Origin of the sequence: Flavobacterium sp. 83 (genome assembly GCF_000744835.1) — a bacterium.
Lineage (GTDB): Bacteria > Bacteroidota > Bacteroidia > Flavobacteriales > Flavobacteriaceae > Flavobacterium.
This window is the reverse complement of record NZ_JQMS01000001.1, coordinates 3,032,464-3,048,203: the sequence shown is the minus strand read 5'-3', so window position 1 is coordinate 3,048,203 and position 15,740 is coordinate 3,032,464. Positions and strand designations below refer to the sequence as shown.

Genomic DNA, 15,740 nt, shown 5'->3' with positions numbered 1-15,740 from the left:
ATTTATTATGAAATACAGAAAATCTATTGGTGCTCGAAATATTGTATAAGTTGACTATTTTTTGGATTGATTTTACAATCCTAAATTTTTCATATTAAATGCTTTATTTGTTTCTACTGCAGCAAAATCATCAAATGCTTTGTCTGTAACTTTAATAATATGCTTTTTAATAAATTCAGCACCTTCACGAGCTCCATCTTCTTGATTTTTAATGCAACATTCCCATTCCATAACTGCCCAACCTTTATAATCGTATTGTGCTAGTTTGCTAAAAATGGTTTTAAAATCAATTTGTCCATCTCCAGGTGAACGATAGCGTCCTGCACGATTTGCCCAACTCTGGTAGCCTCCAAAAGTACCTTGTTTCCCCGTTGGGTTAAATTCGGCATCCTTAACATGAAATGCTTTTATCCGTTCATGATAAAAATCAATATATTGAATGTAATCTAATTGTTGTAAAACAAAATGAGAGGGATCGTATAAAATACAAGCTCTGGAGTGATTATTTACAGCCTTTAAGAACATTTCATACGTTTCACCGTCAAATAAATCTTCTCCTGGGTGAATTTCATAACAGAGATCAACACCGTTTTGATCAAATTCATTTAAGATAGGCAACCAGCGTTTTGCCAATTCAGCAAATCCATCTTCCACTAAACCTGGTGGTCGTTGTGGCCAAGGATGAAAATACTGCCAAAGTAGTGAACCGCTAAAAGTGGCATGTGCATTTAAGCCTAAATTATGAGATGCTTTTGCGGCATATTTCAACTGTTGTACTGCCCATTCTTGTCTTGCTTTTGAATTTCCATGTACATTTTTAGGCGCAAAAGCGTCAAAAAAGTCATCGTAGGCAGGATGAACCGCTACTAATTGGCCTTGTAAATGCGTCGATAATTCAGTGATTTCTAATCCATAGGAAGCAATGGTGCCTTTTAATTCGTCAGCATAGGTTTTACTTTCAGCTGCTTTTTGCAAATCGATGAAACGAGTATCTAATGTTGGCATTTGTATGCCTTTAAAACCTAAATCAACCGCCCATTTACAAATTCCGTCTAAGGAATTAAATGGAGCTGCATCACCGATAAACTGGGCTAAAAATACCGCAGGGCCTTGTATTGTTGTCATTTATTTATTTTAATTTTATGAATATCCTTTTACTATAAAACGTAAGGAGTCCATTTTTTATCTGAATGTGCTGAAACTACTACGTTATCTATAAATGCCATACCTCTTAATCCATCTTCAACAGAGGGAAAGTCTAACATTTCTGGGCTAGGCTCGGTGCCATCTAGTTTACAACCAAGAGTTAATGCAAAATTGCGATAAATATTAGCAAAAGCCTCTAAATAACCTTCCGGATGTCCACCTGGAGTACGGCAATTATGAGTAGCAAATGAAGATAAATGTGCATAATTAGATCCTGCCCTTAAAATTTGCGCAGGTTCATCTAACCATCTTACGATTAAAGTATTAGGATCATGTTGCATCCATTCGATTCCGCCTTTTTCACCATAAACTCTTATTTTTAAAGCATTTTCTTCTCCTGCAGCAACTTGAGACGCCATTAAAACACCTTTAGCACCATTATCAAATTTTAACATTACGGCTCCGTCATCATCCATTACACGTCCTTCGACTAATGTATTCAATTCAGCACATACATCTGTAATCTTAGATCCGGTAATATATTCTGCTAAATGAGCTGCATGAGTACCAATGTCTCCCATTACAGAACTTTTCCCTGCTTTTGTTGGATCCGTTCTCCAAGCAGCTTGTGCATTTCCTTCTCTTTCAGATAATTTACTCAACCATCCTTGAGGGTATTCTACCCAAACTTTTCTTATCTTTCCTAGTTTGCCTTCTCTTACCATAGCTTTTGCCTGTTTTACCATTGGGTAACCAGAATAGGTATGTGTCAAGCAAAGAATTAATCCTGTTTCTTTTATTTTTTGTTCTAAAAGTTTGGCTTCTTCTAATGAAAAAGTGATTGGTTTTTCGATTACGACATTAAAACCATAATCTAAAGCCATCATCGCGGGTGCAAAATGCGCAAAATTAGGAGTAACAATAGTCACAAAATCCATTCTCTCATTAACTGGCAATGCTGCTTCAGCTTTAAACATTTCTTCATAAGTAAGGTATGTTCTTGATTCTGGAAGAAACAAGGCTTTTCCTGATGCAATTGCGGTTTCTGGTTTTATACTCAATGCACCACAACTTAATTCTATAAGTCCATCCATATTGGCGGCTAAGCGGTGAATGGCACCTATAAAAGCATCTTGGCCACCACCGACCATACCCATTTTTAATTTTCTATTCATCTTTTGTATACTAAATATTCCCTTTTTTTAATTCTTTTACTGCATAATCACAAGCTCTAGCCGTTAATGCCATAAAGGTCAATGATGGATTTTGGCAAGCAATTGATGGCATACAAGAACCATCTGTTACAAATACATTATTTACTTCGTGCATTTGATTCCATTTGTTTAAAACAGAAGTTTTAGGGTCGTTACCCATTCTGGCAGTTCCCATTTCATGGATAGCCATTCCTGGATAACATTCATTATCATAGGTTTCTACATTTTTAATTCCTGATGCTTCAAGCATTTCTGCAGCATCATTCATCATGTCAATACGCATTTTTTTCTCATTTTCTTTGTATTCACAATCAATAGCTAAAACTGGTTGACCCCATTTGTCTTTTTTATCATGATTGATATACACTTTATTTTCATAATAAGGTAACATTTCACCAAAACCACCTAATCCCATATTCCATGTATCAGCAGGGAGACTCATTTTGTCTTTAAAATCCCCACCAAAAGCTAATTCTGCAACTTCTTCGTGCCAAGGATTTCTACTGGCACCACCTTGATAACCAAAACCTCGTAAATAATCTCTTTTGTCATTACCTATATTTTGATATCTAGGTACATAAATACCGTTTGCTCTTCGGCCATAAGTATATTTGTCTTCAAAACCTTCTGCTTTTCCTGAAGCGCCACAACGGAAATGGTGGTCCATCAAGTTATGCCCTAATTGACCACTGGCATTACCTAATCCTTCCGGATGTGCTTCGGAAGTTGAATTTAATAAAATAAATGTTGAGCCTAAAGTTGAACCATTTACAAAAACAATTTTAGCATAAAACTCCATTGTTTCATTGGTTTCAGCATCAATTACCATAACTCCTTTTGCTTTCTTAGTATCTTTATCATAAATGATATGATTTACTATAGAGTACGGTCTTACTGTTAATCTTTTTGTGGCCATAGCAGCAGGGAGGGTAGCAGATTGTGTACTGAAATAAGCGCCAAACGGACAACCACGGCTGCATAAATTTCTATATTGACAATTTCCACGACCATTATGAGGAACAGTCAAATTTGCTGTACGCCCAATCGTAAGAATACGTGTTCCTTTATAATGCTTTTCCATTCTTTCCTTAACGGATTTCTCAACACAGTTCAAATCCATTGGTGGTAAAAATATACCGTCAGGTAAAAGAGGCCAATTTTCTGCTTGTCCACTTATTCCTGCAAATTTTTCTGCATAATCATACCAAGGGGAAATATCTTTATAACGAATAGGCCAGTCATTACCATGACCATCTTTGGCATTATCTTCAAAATTATGATCACTTAAACGGTAACTTTGACGTCCCCACATTAAGGATTTTCCTCCTACATGAAAACCTCTGTACCAGTCAAAACGTTTATCTTCTGTATATGGGCATTCTAAATCATTTACCCACCATTTTTCATTTGCTTCGCTATATGGGTAATCTCTTGTTTGAACAGGATGCGTTCTTTTTTGCTCTTCGGTCATTTTTCCGGCATGCTTAAATTCCCATGGATTTTTCATGGCCGAATCGTAATCTTTTATGTGTTCGATGTTCATTCCGCGTTCTAACATCAAGACTCTTAATCCTTTTTCAGTTAGTTCTTTTGCGGCCCAACCACCACTTATTCCTGAACCTACAACAATTGCGTCATAAGTATTTTCTTCTTTTAAATTTGAATTTATATTCATTCTAGAGGAGTTCTATTAGGTTAATTTGAAGATGATATTTCTAAAAAAATAATATTTTAAAATCTTAAATGATTATTAATAAGGATTTTATTTATTAATTTCTATGTAGCCCAAGCTTTTTGTCCAGGTTTATAATCGGCACTTCCATCATATCTACCAGGAACTGCTATATATTCACGTGCTTGTGTACAACCAATTTCTGATGAAAAATAACCTAAAATTGTTAAGTCTCTAGCAATAATGAAAAATGAAGGTTTTTTAGTATCTACAAGTGATTCAGTTCTTAAATGCTCCATTATTTTAACTCGCTCTTCAGCAGAAAGTGAGATAAAGTTTTTGCTATATTCTTTTTGACATTTTTCTTCCATCTCTTTCATTCCAGTTGAAAAAATTTGTTGCAAATCAGATGGATAGCATTCATTGACCATCATAGGGATAAAAGATCCTAAACCGGCTGCCTTAGCTCCGGGTGCTGCTTTTGTAGTAGGAATTATTATATCTGCAAATTCAGCTAATAGAGCTTCATCTGTAGGAGAAAATGATACTTTACTATTTTCGTTGTCAGGAATTACATAATCTTTAATTAAAATTCCAACTGTTGTTGCTGAAATAACACCTCCCAGCACCAATGCTAAGTTTTTGATTGCTCTACGTCTATCCATTTACTAAATTATTAAAACTGTTAAAAGTATTACTGATTACTGAATATTATGCATTTATTATAACTATACAATAATAAATAAAAATAAGTTATATTCATTTTTTTAGTGTTAAATTATTGATAGAATTCAATAATTTGCAAATTATTAAGGGAATAACATTGAAAAATTCATTAAAGAGTAACCCTAATCAATTAAAATAAGAAAAAAAACAAAATTTGAAATTACCTGGCGAAGTAAAAATCATCAAAAAAAATATTTGAAGTGTTATTTAGTAAGTTTTGTATTACAAAATTAAATTAAATTACCATTTAAATAAATGTCATTGTGTTAAAATGACATTTATATCAAAAAAAATAATCTTAAAAAGGATTTATATATAAGAAGAAATATAAAGCTGATTTATTGTTAAAAACAAAGTTGCTATAGTAGTAGGATAACTAACTAAAAAAAATAACTATTTTAAAGATGCAAACTAAAAAGCATGTCCTGAGATGCAATCAGAAAGAAATTGTTTTTATCTTTCAAATAATCCTAGCGTACCACCAACCCAATCCTTATCTTTATTAAATTTCACACCTATCATTTCACCGCGACTCAAACGTACTAAGTTACAAAGTAGAGTAGGAGCAGTAGCATCTTTTTTCCAAATACAAAGCATACGAACTTCAGCTTTTACTTTGCCATCAGGAGATTGAACAATTGGAATGTAATTGACCTTTTTTTGGAGAATGTAAAGTTCTTTTTCAGCTACCGCTTCAATGTCTTCTTTTTTTACATGAAAAATAACACCTGTCCCTGAAAAAGAAAATAAAGGTTTTAAAACATAATTTTCTAAATCCTCGGGAATTTCTTTGAGTTCACTTAATAATGTAGTTTCTATGAAATATTTTCCTTTCAAGAAAGGTAGAATAAATTTACTGATTCTAAAAAACCAGTTGGGATGACCAGCCCATTCTACATCAAGCTCATCTGAGAAATGAAAATTCAATTTTAAATCAGTGCGTAAATCCAATTCATCAAAAATAACCCGATTATAGATTCTTTTCACAAGAATTTCGTCGCCTTTTTCGTTTTTGTAGAATAGTTGTTTTTCTTTTTTTATAAGTTCAGTAACACAAACTATAGGTATGCCAATATCTCTTTGGCAATAATAAAAATCGATTTTTGTGTTTTGTTTTTCTGGTTCTATTTCAAGAAGAATAACATTCTCTTTGGGATGATTATTACAAATCGCTTCTTCAAGAATATTGAGATATTCTTTTGATTCAATGTTATTGATAAATGGCGTTAATTCGCTGAGAAAAGGATACTGATTCTTAAATTTTTCATATAAATTAATTTGATAATTATACAAAGAAGGAAATCCTTGCACTTCAATCAGTTTAGGAATAATCACTCCATCTTCTTCGCAAATTCCAAAATCAATTGCTAAAAAAGTAGTGTGTTCATCTTCATTTGGAACTTTATGATTAAGTTCTAATGATTTATCTGTAAGTAATTTAAACGATTTATCTTGAATTAAAGCTATAACTTGATTACTGCCTTCAATCAATTGTGACTTTAATTCATTTGAAATAAAAAAAGGCGTTTCACCCAATCGGAAAGTTGGCATATAATTAAAATCGGAAGCAATATCATCTTTAAATTCTTGATATTTTTTTTCTGTAAATTGAGCATTAAATAACTCCCGATATTTTGAAATCATCTGAAAAGTATTGTATTAATTAGAAAGCATTTTTTTTGTTTTCATCAAGTCATTAATTGCCATTCGAAGGAAATTTGGAATCAAAGTTTCATTGGTTCTGTATATTTTATCATCGTCCAACAAATCTTCCAGCATATTCCTAAACTTTCTTTTCCCTTTCATAGCTCTTATTTTCTCTTTAGATTCTTTGTTTCTCAAATGTGAGACAAAGCTAATAGGATCAGCTTCTGGGTGAAACTGAGTACCTACAAAATAGTCAGTAAAACGAACTGCCATAATTGCACGTTCGTATTGTACATGATCCCTAATTTTCTCTAAAGAAATAATTTTAGCCCCTTTTTTTGCAAAAATACTTAGTTTAGGCTGTACAACTTGGTAATCTCTGGAATCAATCGCATAAAAAGGATCTGCTAATCCTTCAAAAAGAGGATCAACAAGTCCTTCTTTCGTTTTATGAATAGTCATTACACCAAAAGAAGTATCGTTTCTTTTTGTAACCGTTGCTAATCCAAAATGCAAGCATGCCATTTGAAAAGAGTGACAAATAAATAGTACATGTTTTTTAATTATATTTTCATTGTTCCATTTGTTCAATGAATCAATGAATTCATAATATTTTACATCCCAATTTCCATCACCTATTAATGGATTTCCGGGCCCTCCAGTTGAAATATAAATATCAAAGGAATTAATATCCGGTAATTCACATTTTACCCTAACATCAAATATTTCAAAACTGACAACAGGACTAAACCTATTTACCACATCGATAATGCAACGCATACCTTGGTTAGGTTCTCCATTGTACATATCTAAAAGCGCAATTTTTATAATTTTATTGGACATAAACTATTTTTAAAAAAGAATTTACAAAAGTAATTTATATTTTATAATCCCTTGGTAAATTCACCAGTTATAAAGTCTACGACTCTGCAAAGATCTCCCGTTTCTTCAAAAACAGCTAATTGTTTATCTGCTCCAGTTCCGTTTTTCAAAATTTTATGCACATAATTAATGTCCTCACGACTTCCTAATTCATCAACTACATCATCAATAAAATCAAGCAATTCAAGAATAAGCATTTTAGTTTCCACTTCTTTCTGCAATCCAAAATCAATCATATTATTATCAATTCCATAGCGGGCTGCACGAAATTTATTTTCTTTTATTAATGCTAATCGATAAATATTGAAACTAGTATTATTCATGTTGAGTTTGTAGAGTTTTGCTACAATTGCCTGAATAATTGCAACAATACAAATTGTTTCATCAACGGTTAAACACATGTCACAAATCCTGAATTCGATCGTATTATAAAACGGATGTAAACGTAAATCCCACCAAATTTTCTTAGGATTATCAATACAATTGGTCTTTACTAATGTCTCCAAATAATTCTCATAGGAACCTACTGAATCAAAATATTCCGGTAATCCAGTTCTTGGAAATTTATCAAAAACTTTAGTTCTAAAGGATTTATAGCCCGTTTGTCTCCCCTCCCAAAAAGGGGAATTTGTAGAAAGCGCAAAAATATGAGGCAAGAAATAAGTCGCCTGATTCATCAGTTGCAATCCAATTTCACGGTTTTCAATACCAACATGACAATGCATTCCAAAAATTAAATTGGAACGAGCCGCATCTTGCAATTCATTTACAATATCATGATAACGAGGATCATCGGTAATAGGCTGGTCCTGCCATTTCGAAAAAGGATGCGTTCCCGCACCACCCACAATCAAATCCTGTTTATCGGCTAATTCAACAATTTTAGAACGCAAAAATTTTATTTCGTTTTTGGCATCATTAACACTATTACAAATATTAGTCCCTACTTCCACCACTGATTGGTGCATTTCAGCCTTTACCTGTTCATTTAAAATTATTTTGGCACCATCTACAATTTTAGATAAATGCGAACGTAAATCTCTTGTTACAGGATCAATAATTTGATATTCTTCTTCCACACCAAGTGTGAAAACTGGTAATTTTTTCATTATTTTTTTTTTAGGAGCTATTTACTTCGTCTGTTCGCTTCGCTCGTGTCCCGCTTTTCGTTTTAATCTTTTTATTCCTGAAAAAAAATCAAGAATACAAGGATTTCTAATGCAAATTAAGTTCACTGAACTCCGATGGAAATTAATTGAAGTAATCGTGGCTAGGAATTCCGTTTATCTATAATTTTTATTTTACAGCTACGGCATCTTTAATAAAAGTTCCCCAAGTAAGATTGATTTTTCCTGATTTTTGTTTTTTTGCGGCAGCAATAGCCATTTTTGCAGCTTCTTCAACCACCCATTCAAAATTTTCAGCGCCTACCGAAGTCAATTCAGCGTCAGGAGCAGGATTTCCAAAATCTATCGCATAAGGAATCCCATCACGAACAGCAAACTCAACTGTATTAAAATCATATCCCAATCCTTTACAAAGGCGTAAAGTATAATCTTTTATAGTCGCTAATAATTTTTTGTCAACCGGTGGCCCATCAATCACATATCGCAAATGATGCGGATTTCGAGGTTCATATTGCATAATTCTGACTGCTTTACAGCCCAAACAATACACTCTGAAATATTCCGTAAAGACAATTTCTTCTTGCAACATCATAACTAATTGTCCCGTTTCCTGATGCTTTTCCCAAAACTCTTCTTTATTTTCCAATCGGTATACGTTTTTCCAACCTCCACCGGCATACGGTTTCATATAGGCAGGAAATCCAATATATTCAAAGATTCCTTCCCAGTCCATTGGGTATTTTAAATTTCTAAACGATTTTCCGGTGGTATCAGTTGGGTGTTCCGCAGAAGGAAGAATCACTGTATTTGGTAATGGAACTCCTAGTGTATCTGCCAATGCATTATTAAAAAACTTATCGTCAGCGCTCCACCAAAAAGGATTGTTAATAACGTTAGTTCCTGTTAAGGCCGCATTTTTCAAATAAGCACGATAAAAAGGAACATCTTGTGAAATTCGGTCAATAATTACAGCATATTCTCCATCTTGATTTTGAACTACTTTATCAATTGCTACAGCTTCGGCTAGGATTCCTTTTTCGTTTTTTGAATTTACTCGGTCTATAAATGCTTGCGGAAAGGTGTCTTCCATTCCAAATAAAATTCCTATTTTTTTCATCTTAATACGTTTAAAAATTACTTAATTTCATTTTGTTTCCCTTTTTAGAATTAGAAAAATTTAATTCTTGATAAATAATGTGGAAACATTTCTTGCCAAACCGGCCAATCGTGTTTTCGCTCCTGACGAATATCAAGCCAGTGATGTATGTTTCGGTCACTTAGAACTTTGCTTAATTTTAGATTTGCATCAAAACAAATATCCCAATTTGAAGTTCCAAGAACAATATCCATATTCCACAATTCATGATCATCGAGTCCGTATAAATAATCCTCAGGACTGTTATAAAACACATCATCATTATGAAAACCATCCAGAAAACTCTTGATGTTAAACGCACCACTCATAGAAAACATATGACTCACATAACCCGGATGTCGAAAAGCGAAATTAGCGGCATGATACCCGCCAAAACTGCAACCCGCAACAACAACTTTACCCGAAGAAGTATTGTTTTTTACTTTTTCAACGATTTCATGACAAATCATTTTGTCATATCTAACGTGATTTTCTATTCGATGTACTGGATGAATTTGCTTATTGTAAAAACTGTCTTTATCAATGCTGTCTGGACAAAATATTTGGATTAAACCTTGTTCAATATACCATTTTGCAGATTCAATTAACCCCATATCTTTATTTTCATGGAAACTACCCATAGAGGTAGGAAATAAGATTATAGGATATCCTGCATGTCCAAAAACTAGCATTTCAATTTCTCTATTAAGATTAGGTGAATGCCATTTAAAATATTCTTCCTTCATAACTTTATTTTTAACAATTATAATGAAAATATTCGAGCGATTGGCATAAATTATATTACTTAACGGATATTTATTATAAAAAACAATGCATTTATCAAATCATAATTAAATGACAATATTTACATCAATAAGTAGCGATTTATTAAATTATGCATAACAAATTACGTAATTTAACAGCTTGCTATTTCTAAAGAATACCTCGTAATAAACTTTAAAAAAAACAAATTGGATTATATTTTTTGATTGATATCAAACAATTGAACCTGGCTTTTTAATCGTTCTATAAGCATACTCATCATCCTTTTGTTAATATTGGAGGAATTTTTTATATACTCACCATATTCATCGGCTGTAAATAATGCGATTATCATTCCTTTTAACGCATTTCTAAACTTGATATCTTTTTGAATAGCATTTTCTATAACTGATAATTTTTTTTCGGTAGTGTAACTATAAAAATCAGCTTTATTTTTTGCTGTATAATTAATAAATGAAGCTATGAATAAATCATTTTGTAATTTCAAAATTGGTCTAAGTACTTCATTTTGAAATGATTCTTCCGATGATGATTGAGTAGTTACAGAACCTATCGTTTGTCCTCTGAATTCTTTTAAGAAAGTATCGCGTTCGCTCATTGTTTTTTCTTTAAAAATAAAGAAAAATAGCCATAAGAATAGTTTAATTTTGCATTTATTAAAAAAAAATATGAGATTTCATACTAGAAAATGGGTAAAACCAGAAGATTTAAACCCAAACGGAACCTTATTTGGAGGTAAATTATTAGCTTGGATTGATGAAGAATTGGCTTTGTACACCATCATCCAATTAGAAAACACAAGAATTGTCACTAAACATATGTCTGAAATCAATTTTAGAAGTTCAGCAAAACAAGGCGATATTATAGAAATTGGTATTGATGTTGTAAAATTTGGAAATTCTTCGCTTACGCTAAAATGTGAGGCCAGAAACATGATGACAAGAGAAACAATTATCACAATTGATCATACTACAATGGTAAGTTTAGGCGCTGATGGAAAACCAAAAGCACACGGAAAAACAGAAATTGAATTTGTAAAGGATCGTTTGTAATTAGAGTTGATATTTTTGCTTTTACTTTGAAAATCGATTAAGGATTTCCATTGCTTTATCAGTGTCTTTTTTATTTACAAAAATATGGTCGTGATAAAAAGCGGCTACCACATTACAACTTATTCCTTCCTGCGAAAGAGCATTAGAAAAAGCTGCGGTTAATCCCACAGCTTCCAGTGAAGAATGAACCGTTAAAGTAATCCAAGAAGCAATAAAAGAATATTCTAATTTTAGACTATCGGCAAATTCCTTCTTGATTACTAGTGTAGTTCCTTCCTGCTCTTTGAATGTCATAAAGATATCGTTAAGATTTAGATTTATCAAATCACAAACTACACAAAAAACATATTCTCCTGTAATATGTTCTGGTTTCATTGTTTTAAGCAACGTACCTAAATCTTTTTCTCCGCTCATTTATATTCCTTATATTTTTAATTTGTTGTACTTTCATTAATTCCTTCGAAAATTTCCAAATTAAAATATTTTACTGAAGCAATTATATGATCAAATATGTCTGACATGATGTATTCATAATTTTCAAATCGTTTGTCATGTGAAAAAGCATACACTTCAAGAGGAACACCATGCGAAGTAGATTGCAATTGACGGCATAGCATTAACATATCTTTATTCAATCCCGGATAATGATGAAGATATTGGGTAATGTATTTTCTAAACAAACCTAGATTAGTAAGGTTTCTACCATTAACAGCTATTGATTTATCGATTTTATGACTCGAATTGAAATCATCAATTTCTAATTTTCTTGTGTCAATATAATCGGAAATCAATTCAATTTTTTTAAATTCATTTAATTCTTCTTCTTCTAAAAAGCGAATACTGCTCGTTTTAATAAGGATGTGTCTTTTTATGCGTCTCCCATCTGAATTTAGCATTCCGCGCCAGTTTTGAAATGAATCAGAACTTAAACTGTAAGTAGGAATAGTGGTTGTTGTATTATCGAAATTCCGAACTTTTACAGTAGCCAGATTAATCTCAATGACATCTCCATCTGCTCCAAATTTATCCATTGTAATCCAGTCTCCGATGCGTACCATATCGTTTATAGAGACCTGAACACTAGATACGAATCCCAAAATTGTATCTCTGAAAATCAAAATAATTACTGCAGAAACAGCTCCTAAAATAGTCAGGAGTTCTTTTTGATCAATATCAAATAGTTTCGAAATTATAACTGTAATTCCAACCATCCAAAGAACGATCATAATAACCTGAATGAAACTATCAATAGGTTTGTCGCTGTATCTTGGTTTTAACTTTAAATAGTCTCGTAAAGCATTGAAAATAGTTCGGATAATCCATAAAACTAAAATTACAATATAGATTCCTACCAGTTTACCAAAAATACCTTCCCAGTATTCAAAACGATCTAAAATTATAGGAACCGATTTATAAATAAACAGTAGCGGAATTAAATGAGCAATATATTTTGCTGTTTTGTTGGTTACCAATAAATCATCAAACTTAGTTTTTGTTTTCTTGGCAACAACGATCATTAAGGTCACTAAAATAAGTCTGAAAAGTATATAAATACCATATGCTATTGCACATAACAAGGCAATATTTATGATCAAACTTAAATAGCTCGAAAAACTACTCCCAAATCCTATTTTCCGTAATATAGGATATAGGAAAGTGAATATTTTTTCTATGAATTTATACATTTTTCAAGTATTTCTTTTCCACGTAAAAAGTACCAAAAGGAATTATTGATGCAAGGCCGATAATCCCAAATTTTTTAAAGTCCCAATTTTCCTTAAATTTCAATAGTACTGCTACTATAATATAGGTAATAAACAACGCACCATGAGCCATTCCTATTGGGAATAAAAGTGTTTTATAAAGAACTAAATTCGTAGGTTTTACAACAAGCATATTTGAAAATAAAACCAAATAGGAAATCCCTTCGAGAATGGCAACAATCTTAAAAAATTTGAGCATAAAAATTAAATTTTAGGTATAAAAGTAAAAAATAAAGCGCCAAAGAAACGTTCTTAATGCTTTATTTATGGTAAAATTAAGTATTATCATTGATTTTGGATGTATTCATTCCTAAAGTAATTTACTTTTGTATTCTTAAACTTTGATAATGAGCAAGCGCGATTTAAAAAAATACTTGTCGGAACTTAGTAAAGAACAACTCGAAGAGCAGATTATCGAATTGTACGAGAAATTTAGTCCCGTAAAAGTCTATTATAATTTTGTTTTCAACCCAAAGGAAGAAACACTTTTGCAAGAATGCAAACTCAAAATTTCAAATGAATATTATCCGTTCAAAAAGGCGGGAAGACCTAGCAAACCTAAAATGCGTCGCTCTGTTGCTCAAAAATATATCAAGCATTTCCTCCTTTTGGGAGTAGATCCCTTTGTAATTGCTGATGTCATGCTTTATAATGTTGAAATTGCACAAACATTCTCCTCAGAGCATCTTATAAAACAAGATTTATTTTTCAAAAGTATGTTCAATTCTTTTGAACAAGCGGTAATTTTCTTGATTGCAAACGGAATTCTGAATGACTTTAAAACAAGAATAATAGCGATTCATGATGAAACCGTTAAACAAAAATGGTATAACGAACCTGAATTTAATGCTATTATAGAGCGATTTGAATATTAAGTTCCTACATAATTCAATTTTATTTAATCAATCGTTTTTTTTTTAATTAAAATTGACAATTAAACTGTTTTTTAGGTGTATTTTTGCAAAAATCCAACAATAAGCAATGTCCCAAAACACTTTAGAAATAGAAATCGAAGACAAAAAAGAACTTTATGCATATCAAAAAGGCGATATTGACGCCATTTTTGAACGCATAGATAATGCACCGCCACAACACCATTTGTTATACCAATTGCCTACGGGTGGTGGGAAAACAGTAGTGTTTTCAGAAATCGTACGCCGTTATTTATCACAACATGATAAAAAAGTAGTTGTTTTAACACACCGAATTGAGTTGTGTAAACAAACTTCAAAAATGTTGAAAGGTTTTGATGTAAAAAACAAAATCATCAATAGCAAAGTAAAAGAACTTCCGGATCAAAACGATTATTCTTGTTTTGTTGCTATGGTAGAAACGTTGAAAAACCGAATCAATGACGAAAAATTACATTTAGATAATGTAGGATTGGTAATCATCGATGAGGCGCATTACAACTCCTTCAGAAAATTATTAAGTTCATTCAAAAATGCCTTTATATTAGGAGTTACCGCAACGCCTTTAAGTTCGAATATTAAATTACCAATGCATGAAAGCTACGATGAATTAATCGTAGGAGACACTATTAGTTCTTTGATTGCAAATGGTTTTTTGGCCAAAGCAGTAACCTATAGCTATGATGTAGGTTTGACCTCATTAAAAGTAGGAATCAATGGCGATTACACCGTAAAATCATCGGATGATTTATACACAAATATGGCCATGCAGGAAAAATTATTGCATGCGTATACCGAGAAATCTCTAGGCAAGAAAACCTTAATTTTCAATAATGGTATCAATACTTCTTTATATGTATATGAAACTTTTAGAGAAGCCGGTTATGCGATTCGCCACCTAGATAACACCAGTAATAACGAGGAAAGGAAAGACATTTTGCATTGGTTTAAGCATACACCGGATGCTATTTTAACATCTGTTGGAATTCTTACCACTGGTTTTGATGAGCCTACAGTTGAAACCATAATTTTAAATAGAGCGACAAAATCGTTGACATTATATTATCAAATGATTGGTCGTGGTTCTAGAAAACTACCTAATAAAGATACTTTTAACGTTATCGATTTAGGAAATAATGCAGCACGATTTGGACTATGGAGTGAGCCGGTAAACTGGCAACATATCTTTAAATCACCAGAGTTTTACTTGGAAAATTTACGTGACGATACGGAAATTGAGTTGTATTTCAAATACAATATGCCACCTGATGTACGCGCAAAATTCAGTAAAACTGAAGTCGTAACTTTTGATGTTGATGAAGAACATAAACTCATCATTAAACAAAATTTACGTTCAAAAGAAGTGTTAGAAAAATCCTTAGAACAGCACGCTGCCATGTGTGTTGATAATTCAGAGACTTTACAAGAAGCTAAGGCTTTAGGGAAATTGCTGGAAGACGATATAGATTGCCGTATCAAACGCTATTCTAAATGTTTGAGCCAATGCAGCAAAAATTACCGCGAATGGCTTGTTGATGATTACAAATTAAAACTGGTATTGTTAACGGGGAAAAAATATCGTGAGAAAATCATGAACGAACCTGACGAAGATTAATATTTTCTTTTCAAGGAGCTAATCCCGCTGTACACTATATCTGTTGTGGCGAACCCCGCCACAACAG

At 32.4% G+C, this 15,740-nt stretch carries 16 protein-coding genes; 3 read left to right on the top strand and 13 right to left on the bottom strand.

The window, feature by feature from the left end:
• Positions 1-72: 72 nt before the first annotated feature.
• From T410_RS13320 to T410_RS13275, 10 genes are all read right to left on the bottom strand, one after another.
• Entirely contained in the window at positions 73-1,125 is a 1,053-nt protein-coding gene (locus T410_RS13320; protein WP_035672595.1) for a sugar phosphate isomerase/epimerase, read from the bottom strand.
• Positions 1,126-1,157: 32 nt separating this feature from the next.
• Complete coding sequence (locus T410_RS13315; RefSeq protein ID WP_035672593.1) at positions 1,158-2,321, bottom strand: Gfo/Idh/MocA family protein; 1,164 nt, start codon at positions 2,319-2,321, stop codon at positions 1,158-1,160.
• A gap of 10 nt (positions 2,322-2,331) precedes the next feature.
• The gene (locus tag T410_RS13310) at positions 2,332-4,035 is read right to left on the bottom strand and encodes a GMC oxidoreductase (RefSeq protein WP_035672590.1); all 1,704 of its coding nucleotides are present in this window, start codon (positions 4,033-4,035) and stop codon (positions 2,332-2,334) included.
• A 101-nt stretch (positions 4,036-4,136) separates the two neighbouring features.
• On the bottom strand, positions 4,137-4,697 hold the full coding sequence (locus T410_RS13305) for a gluconate 2-dehydrogenase subunit 3 family protein (RefSeq protein ID WP_035672588.1): 561 nt from the start codon (positions 4,695-4,697) through the stop codon (positions 4,137-4,139).
• 514 nt (positions 4,698-5,211) lie between these two features.
• On the bottom strand, positions 5,212-6,402 hold the full coding sequence (locus T410_RS13300) for a hypothetical protein (RefSeq protein ID WP_035672586.1): 1,191 nt from the start codon (positions 6,400-6,402) through the stop codon (positions 5,212-5,214).
• Between the two features lie 15 nt (positions 6,403-6,417).
• Entirely contained in the window at positions 6,418-7,248 is an 831-nt protein-coding gene (locus tag T410_RS13295) for a type 1 glutamine amidotransferase (protein ID WP_035672583.1), read from the bottom strand.
• A gap of 41 nt (positions 7,249-7,289) precedes the next feature.
• A complete protein-coding gene (locus tag T410_RS13290; RefSeq protein ID WP_035672581.1) occupies positions 7,290-8,396 on the bottom strand; it encodes a carboxylate-amine ligase in 1,107 nt (368 codons plus the stop codon).
• Between the two features lie 187 nt (positions 8,397-8,583).
• Positions 8,584-9,531 carry a RimK family alpha-L-glutamate ligase gene (locus T410_RS13285; protein ID WP_035672578.1) on the bottom strand — a complete coding sequence of 316 codons (948 nt, stop codon included), beginning with the start codon at positions 9,529-9,531 and terminating at the stop codon, positions 8,584-8,586.
• A gap of 50 nt (positions 9,532-9,581) precedes the next feature.
• Complete coding sequence (locus tag T410_RS13280) at positions 9,582-10,295, bottom strand: esterase family protein (RefSeq protein ID WP_035672575.1); 714 nt, start codon at positions 10,293-10,295, stop codon at positions 9,582-9,584.
• Between the two features lie 230 nt (positions 10,296-10,525).
• Positions 10,526-10,930: a hypothetical protein gene (locus T410_RS13275; protein ID WP_035672573.1), complete on the bottom strand. Its 405-nt coding sequence runs from the start codon at positions 10,928-10,930 to the stop codon at positions 10,526-10,528.
• A gap of 70 nt (positions 10,931-11,000) precedes the next feature.
• Here T410_RS13275 and T410_RS13270 point away from each other — a divergent pair, with 70 nt between their 5' ends.
• Positions 11,001-11,384 carry an acyl-CoA thioesterase gene (locus tag T410_RS13270; protein ID WP_035672571.1) on the top strand — a complete coding sequence of 128 codons (384 nt, stop codon included), beginning with the start codon at positions 11,001-11,003 and terminating at the stop codon, positions 11,382-11,384.
• Between the two features lie 21 nt (positions 11,385-11,405).
• Here T410_RS13270 and T410_RS13265 read toward each other — a convergent pair whose 3' ends face one another.
• Genes T410_RS13265 through T410_RS13255 form a run of 3 tightly spaced genes read right to left on the bottom strand, consistent with a single transcriptional unit; the run spans position 11,406 to position 13,346 of the window.
• Complete coding sequence (locus T410_RS13265; protein ID WP_035672569.1) at positions 11,406-11,798, bottom strand: ACT domain-containing protein; 393 nt, start codon at positions 11,796-11,798, stop codon at positions 11,406-11,408.
• A gap of 17 nt (positions 11,799-11,815) precedes the next feature.
• Entirely contained in the window at positions 11,816-13,069 is a 1,254-nt protein-coding gene (locus tag T410_RS13260; RefSeq protein WP_035672566.1) for a mechanosensitive ion channel family protein, read from the bottom strand.
• On the bottom strand, positions 13,062-13,346 hold the full coding sequence (locus T410_RS13255; RefSeq protein WP_035672564.1) for a DUF3817 domain-containing protein: 285 nt from the start codon (positions 13,344-13,346) through the stop codon (positions 13,062-13,064). Before T410_RS13255 ends, T410_RS13260 begins: the two co-directional genes overlap by 8 nt.
• Positions 13,347-13,494: 148 nt before the next feature.
• Between T410_RS13255 and T410_RS13250 the strand changes: the two genes are divergently transcribed.
• On the top strand, positions 13,495-14,022 hold the full coding sequence (locus T410_RS13250) for a DUF6155 family protein (RefSeq protein WP_035672561.1): 528 nt from the start codon (positions 13,495-13,497) through the stop codon (positions 14,020-14,022).
• 106 nt (positions 14,023-14,128) lie between these two features.
• Complete coding sequence (locus tag T410_RS13245; RefSeq protein ID WP_035672559.1) at positions 14,129-15,673, top strand: DEAD/DEAH box helicase; 1,545 nt, start codon at positions 14,129-14,131, stop codon at positions 15,671-15,673.
• Positions 15,674-15,740 lie beyond the last annotated feature (67 nt).

What these genes read in the sequence shown, in the direction of transcription:
- T410_RS13300 (WP_035672586.1), bottom strand. Translation starts at nt 6,402, where the DNA reads ATGATTTCAAAATATCGGGAGTTATTTAATGCTCAATTTACAGAAAAA.
- T410_RS13315 (WP_035672593.1), bottom strand. Translation starts at nt 2,321, where the DNA reads ATGAATAGAAAATTAAAAATGGGTATGGTCGGTGGTGGCCAAGATGCT.
- T410_RS13265 (WP_035672569.1), bottom strand. Translation starts at nt 11,798, where the DNA reads ATGAGCGGAGAAAAAGATTTAGGTACGTTGCTTAAAACAATGAAACCA.
- T410_RS13310 (WP_035672590.1), bottom strand. Translation starts at nt 4,035, where the DNA reads ATGAATATAAATTCAAATTTAAAAGAAGAAAATACTTATGACGCAATT.
- T410_RS13290 (WP_035672581.1), bottom strand. Translation starts at nt 8,396, where the DNA reads ATGAAAAAATTACCAGTTTTCACACTTGGTGTGGAAGAAGAATATCAA.
- T410_RS13245 (WP_035672559.1), top strand. Translation starts at nt 14,129, where the DNA reads ATGTCCCAAAACACTTTAGAAATAGAAATCGAAGACAAAAAAGAACTT.
- T410_RS13295 (WP_035672583.1), bottom strand. Translation starts at nt 7,248, where the DNA reads ATGTCCAATAAAATTATAAAAATTGCGCTTTTAGATATGTACAATGGA.
- T410_RS13275 (WP_035672573.1), bottom strand. Translation starts at nt 10,930, where the DNA reads ATGAGCGAACGCGATACTTTCTTAAAAGAATTCAGAGGACAAACGATA.
- T410_RS13305 (WP_035672588.1), bottom strand. Translation starts at nt 4,697, where the DNA reads ATGGATAGACGTAGAGCAATCAAAAACTTAGCATTGGTGCTGGGAGGT.
- T410_RS13280 (WP_035672575.1), bottom strand. Translation starts at nt 10,295, where the DNA reads ATGAAGGAAGAATATTTTAAATGGCATTCACCTAATCTTAATAGAGAA.
- T410_RS13260 (WP_035672566.1), bottom strand. Translation starts at nt 13,069, where the DNA reads ATGTATAAATTCATAGAAAAAATATTCACTTTCCTATATCCTATATTA.
- T410_RS13250 (WP_035672561.1), top strand. Translation starts at nt 13,495, where the DNA reads ATGAGCAAGCGCGATTTAAAAAAATACTTGTCGGAACTTAGTAAAGAA.
- T410_RS13270 (WP_035672571.1), top strand. Translation starts at nt 11,001, where the DNA reads ATGAGATTTCATACTAGAAAATGGGTAAAACCAGAAGATTTAAACCCA.
- T410_RS13285 (WP_035672578.1), bottom strand. Translation starts at nt 9,531, where the DNA reads ATGAAAAAAATAGGAATTTTATTTGGAATGGAAGACACCTTTCCGCAA.
- T410_RS13255 (WP_035672564.1), bottom strand. Translation starts at nt 13,346, where the DNA reads ATGCTCAAATTTTTTAAGATTGTTGCCATTCTCGAAGGGATTTCCTAT.
- T410_RS13320 (WP_035672595.1), bottom strand. Translation starts at nt 1,125, where the DNA reads ATGACAACAATACAAGGCCCTGCGGTATTTTTAGCCCAGTTTATCGGT.